At 42.2% G+C, this 16638-nt stretch carries 15 protein-coding genes and 1 other annotated feature; of the genes, 8 read left to right on the forward strand and 7 right to left on the reverse strand.

The window, feature by feature from the left end; translation table 11 throughout:
- Positions 1 to 9 precede the first annotated feature (9 nt).
- Positions 10 to 1839, reverse strand: coding sequence for an excinuclease ABC subunit UvrC (gene uvrC, locus F0226_RS00085; RefSeq protein ID WP_171733714.1), 1830 nt, complete (start codon positions 1837 to 1839; stop codon positions 10 to 12).
- Positions 1839 to 2483, reverse strand: coding sequence for a UvrY/SirA/GacA family response regulator transcription factor (gene uvrY, locus F0226_RS00090; protein WP_171733715.1), 645 nt, complete (start codon positions 2481 to 2483; stop codon positions 1839 to 1841). The genes uvrC and uvrY overlap by 1 nt, the downstream gene beginning before the upstream one ends.
- 406 nt (positions 2484 to 2889) lie before the next feature.
- Between uvrY and F0226_RS00095 the strand changes: the two genes are divergently transcribed.
- A complete protein-coding gene (locus F0226_RS00095) occupies positions 2890 to 5253 on the forward strand; it encodes a DNA polymerase II (RefSeq protein WP_171733716.1) in 2364 nt (787 codons plus the stop codon).
- A 70-nt stretch (positions 5254 to 5323) separates the two neighbouring features.
- On the opposite strand, the gene F0226_RS00100 is transcribed toward F0226_RS00095, so the two are convergent.
- Positions 5324 to 7411: an EAL domain-containing protein gene (locus F0226_RS00100; RefSeq protein ID WP_171733717.1), complete on the reverse strand. Its 2088-nt coding sequence runs from the start codon at positions 7409 to 7411 to the stop codon at positions 5324 to 5326.
- A 92-nt stretch (positions 7412 to 7503) separates the two neighbouring features.
- Positions 7504 to 8271: a nucleotidyltransferase domain-containing protein gene (locus tag F0226_RS00105; protein ID WP_171733718.1), complete on the reverse strand. Its 768-nt coding sequence runs from the start codon at positions 8269 to 8271 to the stop codon at positions 7504 to 7506.
- Between the two features lie 137 nt (positions 8272 to 8408).
- Here F0226_RS00105 and yeiP point away from each other — a divergent pair, with 137 nt between their 5' ends.
- The 3 genes from yeiP to F0226_RS00120 all read left to right on the forward strand — a co-directional run bounded on the left by yeiP (position 8409) and on the right by F0226_RS00120 (position 9991).
- The gene (gene yeiP / locus F0226_RS00110; protein ID WP_171733719.1) at positions 8409 to 8978 is read left to right on the forward strand and encodes an elongation factor P-like protein YeiP; all 570 of its coding nucleotides are present in this window, start codon (positions 8409 to 8411) and stop codon (positions 8976 to 8978) included.
- A 7-nt stretch (positions 8979 to 8985) separates the two neighbouring features.
- Positions 8986 to 9306, forward strand: coding sequence for an HI1450 family dsDNA-mimic protein (locus F0226_RS00115; protein WP_137372551.1), 321 nt, complete (start codon positions 8986 to 8988; stop codon positions 9304 to 9306).
- A gap of 193 nt (positions 9307 to 9499) precedes the next feature.
- Positions 9500 to 9991 (forward strand): RNA methyltransferase, encoded by a 492-nt coding sequence (locus tag F0226_RS00120; protein WP_137372550.1) that lies wholly within the window; start codon positions 9500 to 9502, stop codon positions 9989 to 9991.
- A gap of 156 nt (positions 9992 to 10147) precedes the next feature.
- Here the strand turns inward: F0226_RS00120 and rluB are convergent, their stop codons facing one another.
- The 3 genes from rluB to F0226_RS00135 form a co-directional block, all read right to left on the reverse strand.
- Complete coding sequence (gene rluB, locus F0226_RS00125; RefSeq protein ID WP_171733720.1) at positions 10148 to 11179, reverse strand: 23S rRNA pseudouridine(2605) synthase RluB; 1032 nt, start codon at positions 11177 to 11179, stop codon at positions 10148 to 10150.
- A gap of 159 nt (positions 11180 to 11338) precedes the next feature.
- On the reverse strand, positions 11339 to 11959 hold the full coding sequence (locus tag F0226_RS00130; protein ID WP_171733721.1) for an L-threonylcarbamoyladenylate synthase: 621 nt from the start codon (positions 11957 to 11959) through the stop codon (positions 11339 to 11341).
- Positions 11956 to 12873 carry a PHP domain-containing protein gene (locus F0226_RS00135; protein WP_253820705.1) on the reverse strand — a complete coding sequence of 306 codons (918 nt, stop codon included), beginning with the start codon at positions 12871 to 12873 and terminating at the stop codon, positions 11956 to 11958. The genes F0226_RS00130 and F0226_RS00135 overlap by 4 nt, the downstream gene beginning before the upstream one ends.
- A gap of 202 nt (positions 12874 to 13075) precedes the next feature.
- Here F0226_RS00135 and F0226_RS00140 point away from each other — a divergent pair, with 202 nt between their 5' ends.
- The 4 genes from F0226_RS00140 (at position 13076) to trpD (ending at position 16629) form a co-directional block, all read left to right on the forward strand.
- The gene (locus F0226_RS00140) at positions 13076 to 13201 is read left to right on the forward strand and encodes a Trp operon leader peptide (protein ID WP_171733722.1); all 126 of its coding nucleotides are present in this window, start codon (positions 13076 to 13078) and stop codon (positions 13199 to 13201) included.
- Positions 13148 to 13262 (forward strand) — a sequence feature (Trp leader region). Its footprint overlaps the gene before it by 54 nt.
- Before the next feature lie 125 nt (positions 13263 to 13387).
- Positions 13388 to 14995: an anthranilate synthase component 1 gene (locus F0226_RS00145; protein WP_171733723.1), complete on the forward strand. Its 1608-nt coding sequence runs from the start codon at positions 13388 to 13390 to the stop codon at positions 14993 to 14995.
- Between the two features lie 2 nt (positions 14996 to 14997).
- Positions 14998 to 15624: an aminodeoxychorismate/anthranilate synthase component II gene (locus F0226_RS00150; protein ID WP_171733724.1), complete on the forward strand. Its 627-nt coding sequence runs from the start codon at positions 14998 to 15000 to the stop codon at positions 15622 to 15624.
- A gap of 9 nt (positions 15625 to 15633) precedes the next feature.
- Positions 15634 to 16629, forward strand: coding sequence for an anthranilate phosphoribosyltransferase (trpD, locus tag F0226_RS00155; protein WP_171733725.1), 996 nt, complete (start codon positions 15634 to 15636; stop codon positions 16627 to 16629).
- Positions 16630 to 16638 lie beyond the last annotated feature (9 nt).

The following is a 16638-nucleotide window of genomic DNA, read 5'->3' on the forward strand; positions in this document are numbered from 1 at the left end:
GGATTTTTGCTATTGTTTCAATGCTTGATAAATGTTTTCTGCCAAAGAATGACTGATGCCCGGTACTTTGGCTATTTCTTCAACAGTTGCACGCTTCAATTCTTGTAAACCACCCATATTTTTCAGAAGTGCTTGTCGACGTTTAGGACCTACGCCTTCAATACCTTCCAAAGCACTTGTTTTACGCGTTTTTCCACGCTTGGCTCTATGACCTGCAATTGCATGGTTATGGCTTTCATCTCGGATGTGTTGAATTAAGTGTAAAGCTGGTGCATCACTTGGTAAATTAAACTCTTCTCCTTCTAGAGTGATCAGAGTTTCTAAACCAGGTTTACGTGTAACACCTTTTGCTATACCCATCATTCTTGGTCGTTTCGGCCAATCATCCCAATATCGTGAAATGATTTCATGAGCTCGATTAAGTTGCCCTTTACCACCATCAATAAAAATAATATCTGGAATTTTATCGACTTCTAGCTGCTTTGAGTATCGGCGCTCTAACGCTTGTCCCATCGCAGCATAATCATCACCTCCAGTAATGCCTGATATATTATAACGGCGATATTCTGGTTTAAACGGACCTTCTTGGTTAAACACAACACATGATGCGATAGTGCTTTCACCCATGGTATGGCTAATATCAAAACATTCCATACGTGTAATAGAATCCATACCCAGCACTTGACGCAGCTCTTTGAACCTTTGGTTAATCGTCATTTTATGATTAATCTTGGTTGTGATTGCCGTCAGAGCATTAGTATTAGAGAGTTTTAAATAACGCCCACGAGTCCCTGAAGGGTTGGTATGGAAATGAATTTTCCGACCTGCGACTTCTGTTAGCGCTTGTTGAAGAGGCTTCACATTATCGATAAGCCCATCATTAAGAATCAGACGAGTAGGTATGGTTCGGGACTCATTATGCGCCAGATAATATTGGCTTAAAAAGCTTTCAAACACTTCTTCTCGAACCGTATTGTTCGGTATTTTAGGGAAATGACTTCGGCTACCTAAAACCTTGCCTTGCCTGATCATCAAAATATGAATGCAAGCAATACCATTTTCTTGAGAAAAACCTAAAACATCCATATCTTCCATGGTGTCTTCAGAAACAAACTGCTGTTCTTGAACACGACGAATCGCTTGGATTTGATCTCGAAAAGTCGCTGCTTGTTCAAAACGAAGTTCGCGACTTGCCTTATCCATTTTCTCAATGAGATTTTCTAGAACTTGGCTGTCTTTACCTTGTAAAAACAAACGAACATAATTCACCAGCTCTGCGTATTCCTCATCAGAGATAATCGAACTGACACAAGGCGCAGCACATCGTCCAATTTGATACATCAAACATGGTCGGGTTCTATTTGCATAAACCGTGTCTTCGCACTGACGTACAGGAAAGATTTTTTGAATAAGGTGTAGCGTCTCTCGAACAGCCCCTGAGTCAGGGTACGGACCAAAATATTCCCCTTTCTTCTTTTTGGCTCCGCGATGCATAGACAACCTAGGGTGTTTATGGCCGCTAACAAAAATATAAGGGTAAGATTTATCATCACGGAGTAACACATTATATTTAGGCAAATATTGCTTAATGTAATTGTGTTCCAGAATGAGAGCTTCGGTTTCTGTATGAGTGACAGTGACATCAATTTTTGAAATGTGACTGACTAATGCGCGAGTCTTTTCACTATCTACTTTTTTACGAAAGTAACTGGAGAGGCGTTTCTTGAGGTCTTTAGCTTTTCCGACATAAATAACAACAGCCTCAGCGTTATACATTCGATAAACGCCAGGCTGTTCTGTTACTGTCTTAAGGAAAGAAACTGAGTCAAACGTTGTCACTACAAGGTCTCAGTATCTAGCATTCCATGTCTAATCGCTAAATGGGTAAGCTCTACATCACCACTGATGTCTAACTTACTGAACAGTCTATAACGGTAGCTATTCACTGTTTTAGGGCTTAGATTGAGTTGTTCTGAAATGTCCGTTACCTTTTGACCTTTTGTAATCATCATCATGATTTGAAGTTCACGTTCCGACAAGTCGGCAAACGGGTTTTCAGACGCAGGAGAAAATTGGCTAAGTGCCATCTGCTGCGCTATTTCTGGTGATATGTAGCGTTGACCACTATTCACGACGCGAATCGCATTCACCATTTCATCAGGACCAGCGCCTTTGGTTAGGTAACCAGCGGCTCCAGCTTGCATCACTTTAGTTGGAAACGGATTTTCCGTATGAACAGTTAAAACAATGATTTTAACATCAGGATTGAAGCGAAGGATTTTCTTCGTTGCTTCTAAACCGCCAATACCCGGCATGTTCATATCCATCAAAATGACGTCTGTATGATTATTACGACACCATTTTACTGCATCTTCACCGCTTTCAGCTTCCCCTGCTACGTTCATTCCACGGACGTCTTCAATAATACGTCGTATCCCTGTGCGAACCAGCTCGTGATCATCTACAAGGAAAACATTTATCAAACTTGTATCTCCACACTATTAATTGGCTCTGCAACCACCAGAGTGTTCTATTTAACTAAAACAAAAGTGGATCGCAGCATAGCTGTATATATTAACTTATTTTGTTATAAAAGCTTACTCTGAATATGTGCCCAAACGCAAACTTTAGCAAGAACTTATTTATAAATAAAAGCTCTATGAAGTAGCTTTTATGATAAGCAACTAGTTAATCATACAAACACTAAAATTACACAAGATCATGATATTTTCAATATCAATTTATGGAGTTTCGCATCTGATACAAGCTTCCTTGAAAGATTAAAAGGTCAGATCAATCAAAACAGTTCGCCTTAGAGTCTTGCAGAACTGTGTTATCAAAAGGCGAAATGATATTATCCAGCCGTCACTCTCCCATCAGGTTACAGCATTGAATATTCATGAAGGATTTGTACTCACCAGGCAAGCACGCGATTTCTCAGGTAAAACGCATATAGATCTCTGGCTAAGTACCCCCAATGGACCGACTCTGCTGACCATTCTCGAAGAAAAGCCAGTTTTCTTCATTGAACAAAGCGATATTGAAGACTGCCGAAAGTTAGCAGATGAAGAAAGCATACCTCTATCTATAAAAGAGATTGGCCTATCAACCTTCGAGCAAAAACCACTTGCAGCGTGTTATTTTTCATTAAATCGCTCAGCCATAGCCTTATCTCAACGCTTACATAATGAAGATATCATGACTTATGAGAGTGATATCCGCCTTGCTGATCGATACTTGATGGAGCGATTCATTAAAGGCAGCATTGAATTTACTGGAAAATTGGTCACAAAACCCAAGCATACCTGCTTCTCTGAAGTTCAGTGCCGTTCCGGTAGTTACTTACCTTCTTTGAGCATTGTTTCTTTAGATATTGAGTGCTCAGAAAAAGGAATACTCTATTCCGTGGGGTTAGATTGCCCAATGGATAGCCGAGTCATTATGATTGGTGACGCTCAACCATCTGAGACAATCATTCAATGGGTTAAAGATGAGAAAGCATTATTAGAAGCCATAGTCGATTGGTTTTCTACCTTTGACCCTGACGTCATCATTGGGTGGAATGTCATTGATTTCGATTTCCAACTTCTTCACAAACGTGCGGAATGGAACAACGTAAAACTCAAAATTGGTCGAGATAACCAGCCCAGCTTTTTTAGAACATCAGCACAAAGCCAGCAAGGGTTTATTACTATTCCCGGTAGAGTGGTTTTAGATGGTATTGATACACTCAAAACAGCGACTTACCATTTTCGATCTTGGTCCTTAGAATCCGTATCCCAAGAACTTCTTGGAGAAGGTAAAGACATTCATAATGTTCATGACCGCATGGCTGAAATTAACCGAATGTTTAAGCATGACAAACCTTCTCTTGCAAAATATAACCTGCAAGACTGTGTATTAGTAAATCGTATTTTCCAGCATACACATTTGCTCGATTTTGCCATTGAACGCACAAGGTTAACCGGTGTGGAACTTGATCGAGTGGGAGGATCTGTCGCCTCTTTCACTAATCTGTATCTGCCGCAAATACATCGTGCTGGGTATGTTGCACCTAACCTCACACCTGAAAACTGGATTGCCAGCCCTGGCGGTTATGTGATGGATTCGATTCCAAACCTATACGATTCTGTGTTGGTTCTCGACTTTAAAAGCCTCTACCCTTCCATTATTCGCTCTTTTCTAATTGACCCAATGGGACTTATCGAAGGCTTAAAGCTTGAAGTTGGCGCAGAAGAAGACCAAGCGGTACAAGGCTTTAGAGGTGGTCAATTTCATAGAGAAAAACATTTCCTCCCTCAAATGATCGAAGATCTTTGGGCTGCGCGCGATATCGCAAAGAAAAACAATGAGAAAGCTTTCTCTCAAGCCATAAAAATCATCATGAATTCCTTTTATGGTGTTTTAGGTTCATCAGGCTGTCGATTCTTTGATACTCGTTTAGCTTCATCTATCACTATGCGTGGGCACGAGATAATGAAGCAAACAAAAGTACTCATAGAGGAAAAAGGCTACCAAGTCATTTACGGTGATACTGACTCCACATTTGTTTCTTTGAATGGAAACTATAGCCAGCAGCAAGCAGACCAAATTGGCGAAAGTCTTATTAGCTATATTAATGAATGGTGGACTGCACATTTAAAAACGCAGTTCAACCTGGCGTCAATTTTAGAGTTGGAATATGAAACTCATTATCGAAAGTTTCTTATGCCAACCATTCGTGGTTCTGAGACGGGTTCTAAGAAACGTTATGCCGGTTTGATTGGAGAAATTGGTGACGAACGAATCATTTTTAAAGGATTAGAAAGTGCCCGAACAGATTGGACACCTCTTGCCCAGCAGTTTCAACAACACTTATATGAGATGATTTTCCATGACCAAGATCCTTCAGAGTATATTCGAAGCTTTGTCGATGCGACTGCCGCAGGTAAACATGACCATCTGCTCACCTACCAAAAAAGGTTGAGGCGCAAACTGCACGAATATCAAAAAAACATTCCACCTCAAGTGAGAGCAGCGCGAATGGCTGACGAGATAAACAGCCAATTGGGGCGACCACTGCAATATCAAAACAAAGGTCGAATTGAGTATTTAATAACCTTGAATGGTCCTGAACCAAAAGAGTATTTAAAACATGCTATTGATTATCAACATTACATTGATAAACAACTTAAACCTGTGGCTGACGCAATACTTCCATTTGTCGATCTAGATTTTGAAAGACTTAGCGGTCAACAATTAGGGTTATTCTAACATCAACGTCATGGCTAGGGTCTAGGGTCTAGGGGTTATGATAATGCTGCAAGTCATCGCCACCAGCCCACTAACTGGCGGTGGCTCTCATATGCTTACTGCTGCAATATTCTAAATACTTTTCTTTGCTAAGAGACTTACAAAAATACCAACCTTGCACCGAAACATCTGGTACCTCGGGAATGTAAGCAAGTTGTTCTTTGGTCTCTACCCCTTCCACTACGACTTTGAGATCAAGTTGATTTGCAATTGAGAGGATACTCGAAAAAACTTTCTCTCCTTTATCATTATTCAAAGCGAGTACAAACGATCTATCGATTTTGATGGCATCAATATTAAAGCGATTTAAGTAACTCAATGAAGAATAGCCCGTCCCAAAATCATCAATATAGATCTTTACTCCAAGGTTCTGCAGTCGATTAAAGGCAGCCGATAACTTCACTTCATCAACCAGTAATGTTTCTTCTGTGATTTCAATATGGATTTGCTTTGCTACCGGGGCAATCGAATGAACTATCTTTGTCATCACTTCTTCATCGACCAAAGATTTCGGGGTAATATTTATACTGACTGGGGTATATATACCCTTTTTGTTCCACTGATGGATATCTCTAACCACTTGTTTAAATACCCATAAATCTACATCCTTCATAAGCCCTGATTTTTCAAACCAAGGTAAAAATGAACCAGGATAAATAATATTCCCATTGTCATCTTTCGCTCTTATCAATGCTTCACAACCCACAACACTATCCGTTAAGTGCGAAATTTGTGGCTGATATTCAACGCAAAACTCTTTATTACTGATCACCTCCAAATGTTCTTCTACTTGAAGTGCATTTTTTTCCTCTTGCTGGCTTAAAAGAATCGGGTCATCAGTCAGCATTTCTGCTTCTTCTTGCCTACGCATATACGTTGTATCTAAAAATGGAAAATGAATCATTCTGTTTCCATATGAACGGTTTAGCCCTCTGACCGCAGGTAAGTAAATAATCGCCCCAAGAAAAACATTAAAGATTTGTAGGCAAACGGCAGCTAAATCTCCATCTGTTGCAATCCAAGCATTCATCAATACTGGGCTGTTAAATGGCACAGAAACGCTAGGGGAAGCCACCCACCCCGAAGAGATAGCGAATAAAGAAATACAAACATTGGTAATGGGTACAATTAAGAAAGGTAGAAATAATCTTGGATTAAAAATAATGGGTAATCCAAAAAGCAGTATTTCATTTACGTTGATTAGCCCTATTGGAATACTAGCCAAAGCTATAACACGCAATGCCCTTTGCTTAGAGAAGATAAGTAGCGCAAGAACTAAAGACAGAGTTGATCCGCTTCCACCAATGAATACAAAAGCGCCCATGAACGACAAATTCATAGGGTAAGGACCTTCTCCCCCTGCTAGCGTTGTTGAAAAGTTAAGGTCACTTGCTTGTTGGAGAAGATCGACCAAAGGTAAAAGTGCGTAGTAACCATGAACACCAACAAACCACAAAACAGAGTTCAGGGCTGCGAATAGCACACCAAATGAATAGGGTTCATTGGCATAATCTAATGAAACGCCAGACAACAAGTGGGTTGAAGACATTAAATCAAAAACCATACTGTTGAACCAAATCACAATCCCACCAGTAATCAGTGCTGGTAGAAGTAAATTAAGTGATTCTTTAACTATTTTTCCGCCGCTATTGGACCGGGTTATCTTCAAACTATTAAATGTAACGAGATAGGCAAGTAAAGGGATTGAATAAAGAGGCGTTAGGATCGCGATAATGATATTGAAGGTAAGCAGTGTATCTTCATCAGGTAAGATAACCCCAACAGAGACAAGATAAACAATGGATAGCAGTGCCATTGGTGGACGTGGAAGCTTCCACTGCATCGCCAATACATAAGATAAAGCAGCAGTCATCAAATATGGGAAAAGTGCTGCTATCGAGTCATGGAACTCGTAAAAAATGGTTATCCATTCCGTTCTCCTTCCATAGATGAACTCACCTATGCTGCCAAAGAACAAAGCAAAGGAAGACAACATCAGGCAAGGTAATAACCAAATCATGCCTTCACGTAAGGCTTGAAGGGAAGGCAATAAATGCTTAGTGACGATGCTATCTAAGCTTATTCCTGCTGAAAAAGCCTTCTTTCCAATCAGACGCATGCAATTCCCTTTGTTTATTAACCTTTCTAAAAGTTAGCACATAGAAAGCACTTGTCATGTCTTGTTGGTATCAGTTTCTAAAGTAAATTTATTTAACCTATTCTAAATTCCGTTTTTTTATATTGATTAACAAGCCACTCACCAAACCCATCGAGAATACCAATCACTGATCGTTTGGGAATAACTCGCCCAGAAAGTAAGATCTCAAGCCTATCCACTTCTATTTTTTTATTTGGGTGGTATTTTAAGAATTGTTGCCCGCATTCAATTGGATTCTCATACCAATTTCGATCCCGATACATAATGAGTGAATAACTCGCCCGCAACAATTTTTTCGCAATAACAACTTGAGCAAGTGCTTGCTGTTCAGGTGATGCTGAACGAGCAATTTTATTTCGGTAGACGGCTAACCAATCTTCAACATCCATATTCCAGTGCTTTGCAATTTCCCAACTGGTTTCAAAATCTCCAAAACAATCAGACAAATCTTCACCATGAACACACACAGCGCAGTGCTTGAGCATGAAGCCCCAAGTAAAGATACTCTCAAGGTCAACGATATCTCTCACGAACGCAGTTTTTATAGAGACTTGGGTAACTTGCGGGAAGCTCTTTTGGAAACGCCATTTAATGGTATTCAATAATGTTGTTTTGTTGTCATCAAAACTGCGGTGAGTGACGACCACAACATCAAGGTTCGACTTACCTGCTTGAGCGGTTTTTCTTGCTACGCTGCCGTAAATATACACACTATGTAAATTGGCTCCTAAGCCACCTTTTAAGAATGTGACAAGATCTTTTACAACAGGTTGAAATTCCGGCTGAAACGGCTGTTTAGGGTTGATGACAGGTAGCGGCATAGGTGCTTCAATCAATAAAATAGAGATAAATGGTAGAACTCTATGATCGCTTAGGTGACTTTATGGATCAAGCTATTCCTATTTATTGCTTCACCTTGATATAATCAGCAGATAGACCCAATAAGGACAAACACAAAATGCCTAGAGCAAGTGAAATTAAAAAAGGTTTTGCTATCAAAGTAGAAAGCAAAACAGTGATCGTTAAAGATATCGAAGTAACAACACCGGGCGGCCGCGGCGGCCAAAAGATTTACCGTTTCCGTGGTAACGATGTAGCAACGGGCGTTAAAACTGAAGTTCGCCACAAGGCTGACGAAATCGTTGATACTATTGATGTTACCAAACGCCAAGTTGTATTTTCTTATGTTGACGGTGACGAGTACATCTTCATGGACAACGAAGATTACACGCAATTCATCTTCAATGGTGAAAGCATCTCTGATGAACTACTATTCATCAATGAAGATACCCAAGGCATTCTTGCTGTTTTAATTGATGGGAATGCAGTAACACTGGAATTGCCATCAACAGTAGAGCTTGTGATTGAAGAAACAGACCCTTCAATTAAAGGTGCTTCTGCTTCTGCTCGTACTAAACCAGCAAAATTATCTACTGGACTAACTGTTCAAGTACCTGAGTACATTGCAACAGGCGATAAAGTTGTAGTAAACACAACCGACCGCAAATACATGAACCGAGCAAGCTAGGAATAACATGACTGAATTATTGTCTTACGACGACGCTATTGATACTGCTTACGATATCTTTTTAGAAATGGCTCCAGATAACTTAGAACCTGCAGATGTGATTCTATTCACCGCTCAGTTTGAAGATCGCGGCGCTGCAGAACTTGTTGAAACAGGTGACGACTGGGCAGAGCATGTAGGTTTTGACGTAGACAAAGAAGTATACGCAGAAGTGCGTATCGGTCTTGTAAATGAAGATGATGACGTGCTTGATGATGTATTTGCTCGCATGCTGATCAGCCGTGATCCTGAACATAAGTTCTGTCACATGCTTTGGAAGCGTGACTGATTCATTAAAGAACATCAGCTTTTTTGGCAGAAGCACTTTTAAGAAGTGGTATTGTTTATAAATAATCCTACTTTAATAAACGAATACTGCTTCAATAAGCGACTTCGACCTCAAACACTAACCTTGGTATCACTAGGTTAGTGTTTGCTTACACCAATTCCGTTACTTATTCACTCTAGTTCCCCACTCTATTATGACTAAAGCAAAAACAGATACATTATCTAAAGGCTATGCCTGTGTAGGGCTCGTCAATCCAAAAACACCTGAAAATGTTGGTTCCGTTATGAGAGCTGCAGGCTGTTATGGTGCGAACTCTGTCTTCTACACGGGTACTCGTTACGACCACGCTAGGCAGTTTCATACCGACACTAAAGAAAAGCACTTAGAGCTTCCTTTGATTGGAGTCGATGATCTTAAAAGCATCATTCCTGTAGGCTGTGTGCCCATTGCTGTGGATCTAATCGAAGGTGCGAAGCCTTTACCTGATTACAAGCATCCGCCTCGAGCCTTCTATATTTTCGGTCCAGAGGATGGGACTCTAAAAAAAGAAATTACCGATTTTTGCCAAGAAACCATTTACGTTCCAACAAATGGTTGCATGAATTTAGCAGCAGCTGTGAATGTCATTCTGTATGACCGCATGGCGAAAGGTGACAACTTTTCAAACCATATCAAAGTGACTTAATCCTGCAGAAGTGCTGCATACCGTGATAAATAAAAACTAGATAGGCATAAAAAAACCTGCTCAACGGCAGGTTTTTAAATTCTTATCTATAAGTCACTTGTGCAATAGAGTTACTGCGTAGCTAAGCTACTTGAAAGTAAGCTATTTGCAAATAAGCTACTTGCGAGTTCTTGGCTGAGCTGGTTTCGCTGGGCGACCATTATTCAGCTTAGGCTTGCTTCTGTTTGCTTGAGGCTTACCTTTATTAGCTTGTGGTGCTGAACCAGAATCTGGCGTAGTTGTGCCACGTGTTGCTGGCTTCTTACGCTTAGTTTGATTACTACGACCTTTCGGTGCATTCGCTCGCTCTTCGTGGCGCTTAACTGCGCGACGAATTTTTTGGCTACGAGAGCGCTCACGCTTACGAGACGTATTTGATGGGTCAAGATCCAACAGTGTCTCTTTTTCTGGCTGAAGCTCTACAAGCTCACGTAAGTAGTTTACTTCTGTAAGGTCCAGCTCTTTCCAACCGCCACGAGGCAATTTCTTGTCTAAGTAAATATCACCGTAACGAACACGCTTCAAACGGCTTACTGTCGTTTCTTGTGATTCCCAAAGACGACGAACTTCACGGTTACGACCTTCGTTAATCGCTACGTAGAAAGTGTGGTTCATACCTTCACCACCCGCGTACACAACATCTTCAAAACGAGCCATGCCGTCTTCTAGTTTTACACCACGAGTAACGTTTTTAACTTTCTGTTCGTTCACTTCACCAAATACACGAACCAAATATTCACGCTCAACTTGGCGGCTTGGGTGCATTAGACGGTTAGCAAGTTCGCCATCCGTTGTGAATAGAAGTAGACCTGAAGTGTTCGCATCAAGACGACCAACCGAGATCCAACGAGAACCTTTAATTTTAGGTAGGCGATCAAATACAGTTCGGCGACCTTCTGGGTCATGGCGGGTACAAAGCTCACCTTCTGGTTTGTAGTAAGCAAGTACACGGCAAACCACTTCTTCAGAAGCTTTACCAGTAATAGTGTGACCATCGATACGGATCACTGAGTTCTCGTCTTCTAGACGCTCACCCAGTTTCGCAACTTGACCGTTAACACTTACACGACCAGATTTGATTAAACCTTCTAGCTCACGACGAGAGCCGTGACCAGCTCGCGCTAAAACCTTCTGTAATTTTTCGCTCATTTACTCTTTTCTACCTAATTGTCGTCTTCACAGACGTCGAATGAATTTTTCGCGACCAAATCGCGGTCGCGTATTATCGCAAATAACCTAAAAGAAAGCACTCGTTATTTACTCTAGCTGATTTGCTATTTCATTACAGATTGTTAATCAGTCACGCTATTACTCAAACGGCGTTGGATCACCGGCCCCACGACGTAACACGACGGCATCGTCGTCACTGAAGTCAATAACTGTCGTTGGTTGTTCACCTAAAAAACCGCCGTTCAGAATAACATCAACTGCATGCTCAAGGCTGTCGCGAATTTCTTCCGGATCCGATTCTGTTGTCTCATTTCCCGGCAGAATTAGTGACGTCGACATCAATGGCTCACCCATCGCCTCTAGCAAGTCGAGGGCAATCTTATTGTCAGGAACACGGATGCCGATAGTTTTACGTTTAGCATTCATCAAACGCTTTGGCACTTCTTTAGTCGCTTTGAAAATAAACGTATAGGCACCTGGCGTGTGTGCTTTCAGTAAGCGAAAAGCAACGTTATCTACTCGCGCATACAGTGATAATTCAGAGAGGTCACGACATAACAAGGTGAAGTTGTGCTTGTCGTCGATTCGACGAATTTTACAAATACGTTCAAGTGCTTGTTTATTTTCAAGTTGGCAACCTAACGCGTAACCAGAGTCGGTTGGATAAACCACAACACCGCCACTACGAATAATAGCAACAGCTTGAGTAATTAAGCGTGCTTGTGGGTTGTCTGGGTGTACATAAAAAAACTGGCTCATTTTGGTTCCTCATTATCGAGTCTCTCGACTCTATCATCAGAAGGAGCTGGTTCATCCTGTGAAGTTTCCGACGAAACAGGATGAAACTCCCAATCTTTCCATACTTCTTCTACCCCAGCAGGCAGCCAGAGATTTCGCCCTAACTCCATCCAAGGAGATGGATAGTGGAAATCACTGCCTTGAGAAGCTAATAGTTTGTATTGTATAGCATAGTCGCCAAGCTTGCGTCTTTCTTGTTGAGCTTGTTGAGGTTGCGCTACTTCCATAGCATCTCCATTAGCTTCAACAAAAGCCGTTAGTAGCCGCTTTTCCCACTTTGCCGTTAAACCATAACGACCAGGGTGAGCCAAAACAGCTTGACCACCAGCAGCATGAATCGCGGTAACCGCATCTTTCATTGAACACCACGTTGGTGGAACATAGCCTGGATTGTTACGCGTTAAGAATTTCTTAAACACTTGCTGCATGGTTTTTGCGTAGCCATTTTCTACAAGCCATTTAGCGAAATGAGCACGAGTGATTGGTGCATCACCTGCGATTTCTTTCACTTCTTCTAGTACACCCTCTCTTGTGGCTTTTTCTAAACGAGATGCGATCATCTCTGCTCGCCCGACTCGATGCTGCTTTTGCTGTTCAATCAGCGCTTTGAGCTCAAGTGATTCAGGGTCAACATTCAAACCAACAATATGAATATCCATATTTTGCCAAACAGTCGAAATCTCAATGCCATTTATCAATTGAATAGGTAACTGATTAGCTTCGATATACTCACGCGCGACGGAAAGACCATCGGTGGTGTCATGATCTGTGATTGCTAACACTTCAATATTAAAACCCAAAGCGCGATCAATTAGCTCTGGTGGGGTTAGCCTACCATCGGATGCGGTAGTATGACTGTGGAGGTCAATTCTCATATATATTTTCTATGCTCTGTATTTTTCATGCATCGTGAACTTATTCACCTAGTACACTTATTTTTTAATCTCAATACCTTTAACTTCAGATTTGAAATCATTTCTTTAAAGTTTAAGACAAACAGCCCTTTTGGGCTTGACTTTAAAACAACAAACTAGTTAACTAGTACACAAATACGAAGTATCCATATTAAGGTTCTCCATGTTACAAGAATTTAACCAAGACCAGAAAGATAAAGTTTTAGAACTTTCTTCAGCAGAAGCAAGTTCAGAGCTTAATTGGTGGCGCACTTGGACAAGTTCTTGGTGGGCCAACGTGTACTTCTAATTAAACAGTTTGTTTATAAAAAAGTTATCACTAAGCCCGCTTTCATAGCGGGCTTTTTAATTTGTCGAACATCTCACATTCAACTGACTAACAAATCAACGAATTGACCATATTCTAGATTGGGCGAACGGTATCTTTATGCGACTATGTACGGCAGGAAATTTAAAGAATCATAAAGGAGGTCTTGTGAACAAGGCCATTGAAATCAAAAAGCTTGGAACCATTGAAGTCATCAATACTTCTGTTCCTTACTCGCAAGACCCGACCAGTGTTTTCCACACTTTATGTGAAAACAAAACAGACAGTTTACTGCTGGAATCTGCTGAGATTGAGTCTAAACAAAACTTAACTAGCCTACTCCTTATTGACTCTGCCGTTCGTATCGTATGCCGTGGGCATGAAGTTACTTTTCAAGCGCTCACTAATAACGGTCAAGCACTGATTGAGCACCTAAGCCAAAACGTTAAAACAGAGATCAAATCTGACCTTACGGACGACGTATTAACGCTGACTTTTGTCGAGCCAAGCAACGAATTAGACGAAGACTCACGTTTAAGAGAAGCGTCTTCATTCGATGCACTGCGTTTGGTTCAACACAGCTTTGAGCAAGACGCGGATAACAAGCACGCGTTATTCATGGCTGGCCTATTCGCTTACGACATCGTGGCGAACTTTGAACCGCTAGGTAATGCTGAAGCAACCAACAACTGCCCTGATTTTGTATTCTACGTTGCTGAGACACTATTGCGTTTCGACCACCAACAGAACGAAGGCCTGCTTCACGCAAGCTTATTTATTCAAGATGAAAGCATCAAAGCACAATTAACTGAACGTTTAGCCGATATTCAGACTCAATGTCAGTCACTGAAAGCCATCACAGAAGTAACGCCACTCGACAATGTTGACGCGGTACCAAGCGTTTCAGATGAAGACTTCTGCCAAACAGTTCGTGATTTAAAAGAGTACGTAGTAAAAGGCGATGTCTTCCAAGTCGTACCTTCACGTCGCTTCACACTACCTTGCCCTGCTCCATTAGCGGCTTACAAAGAACTCAAGCAAAGTAACCCGAGCCCTTACATGTTCTATATGCAAGATGAGCTGTTTACGTTGTTTGGTGCTTCTCCAGAAAGCGCGCTGAAATACGAAACTGAAACCAACCAAATCGAGATTTACCCAATTGCTGGTACTCGTCGTCGTGGTAAGCGCCCAGACGGTCAAATCGATTTCGACCTAGACAGCCGTATCGAGCTTGAGCTGCGTACAGACAAGAAAGAAAACGCGGAGCACATGATGCTGGTTGACCTAGCACGTAACGATGTGGCGCGTATTGCAGAAGCAGGCACTCGCCACGTGGCAGATTTGCTAAAAGTTGACCGCTACAGCCATGTGATGCACTTGGTTTCTCGTGTTGTTGGTCAACTACGTGAAGACTTAGATGCTCTGCACGCTTACCAAGCTTGTATGAATATGGGAACGCTAACGGGCGCACCAAAAATCCGCGCAATGCAGCTTATCCGTGACGTAGAAAAAACGCGTCGTGGTAGCTACGGCGGTGCAGTCGGTTACCTAACCGGCGAAGGTACTTTAGATACTTGTATCGTAATTCGCTCTGCTTACGTTGAAGATGGCGTGGCACAAGTACAAGCAGGCGCAGGCGTAGTATTCGATTCAGACCCACAAGCAGAAGCAGATGAAACTCGCGGCAAAGCACAAGCGGTGATCTCTGCGATTCAAGCTGCACATACCAAGAGCTTGTCGCCAAACACACTCGCATCAAACAAGAAGGAGTCGTAATCATGGCTGATATTGTATTCATCGATAACTTCGACTCGTTCACATACAACCTTGTAGACCAGTTTCGTTCATTAGGTCACAGCGTGAAAATTTACCGTAACAACATTCCTGCAAAAGTAGTTGAAGCGGCGATCAACGAATTGGATAACCCTGTTGCACTGCTTTCGCCAGGCCCTGGCGCTCCTGCCGACGCGGGTTGCATGCCAGAGTTGATTCAGCTTTTAAAAGGCAAAGTGCCAATGATTGGAATTTGCTTAGGTCACCAAGCGATTGTTGAAGCCTATGGCGGTACCGTTGCAGGCGCAGGCGAAATCATTCATGGTAAGGTGTCGATGATGGAACACCAAAACCATGCGACTTACCAAGGCTTACCTTCACCACTGGCTATTGCTCGCTACCACTCTTTGGTGGCAACGCATGTATCCGATAGCCTAACAGTGACCGCTGAAGTCGATGATTTAGTGATGTCTGTGGTTCAAGAACAAGACAAAGTGTGTGGATTCCAATTCCACCCAGAATCAATTATGACAACCTACGGTGCAACGCTTCTAGCGAACGCTATCGAATGGGCTCTTGAGAAACCTCTTCATCTAGAGAAAAACTCTACTCTTGATAAAAAGACTAACTAGGAAACGATCATGGAACAGATTAATAAGCTTTACGAACAACAGTCTCTTACTCAAGAAGAAAGCCAACAATTATTTGATGTCATCATCAAGGGCGAACTAGACCCAATCCTGATGGCATCTGCACTTACTGCACTGAAAATCAAAGGTGAAACGCCAGATGAAATCGCAGGTGCGGCAAAAGCACTGCTTGCGAATGCGAACCCGTTCCCACGTCCTGATTACGATTTCGCTGACATCGTAGGTACAGGTGGCGACGGTCATGACACCATCAACATTTCTACAACTTCTGCATTTGTAGCAGCAGCGTGTGGCTTAAAAATAGCTAAGCACGGCAACCGTAGCGTATCGAGCAAATCAGGCTCTTCTGACCTACTGGATTCGTTTGGTATTAACCTAGCGATGACGGCAGAAGACACACGTACTGCAGTCGATGAGCTCGGCGTAGCATTCCTATTTGCTCCGCAATATCACGGTGGTGTACGTCACGCGATGCCTGTTCGTCAGACAATGAAAACGCGCACGATCTTCAATATTCTTGGTCCACTGATTAACCCTGCTCGCCCTAACATCGAGTTAATGGGTGTTTACAGCAAAGAGCTAGTACGCCCTATCGCAGAAACCATGCTGCAAATGGGTATGAAGCGTGCTGCGGTTGTTCACGGTAGCGGCCTTGATGAAGTGGCTATTCATGGCGAGACCATCGTTGCTGAAATCAAAGATGGCGCCATTCACGAATACACAGTGACACCCGCAGACTTTGGTTTGAACACTCACCCTCTTGAAGCAATCAAGGGCGGCGAGCCAGAAGAGAACAAAGCCATCACAACGGATATCCTGACGGGTAAAGGCACAGATGCTCAAGTTGGCGCAGTAGCAGTCAACGTTGCTCTACTGATGCGTCTATTTGGTCACGAAGATCTAAAAGCCAACGCACAGCAAGCGATTGACGCAATGAATTCTGGCAAAGCGTACGAGCTTGTACGAAAGCTTGCTGCACACGCCTAACGAACGACG

The organism is Vibrio sp. 99-70-13A1, from assembly GCF_013114625.1.
Taxonomy (GTDB): Bacteria; Pseudomonadota; Gammaproteobacteria; order Enterobacterales; family Vibrionaceae; genus Vibrio.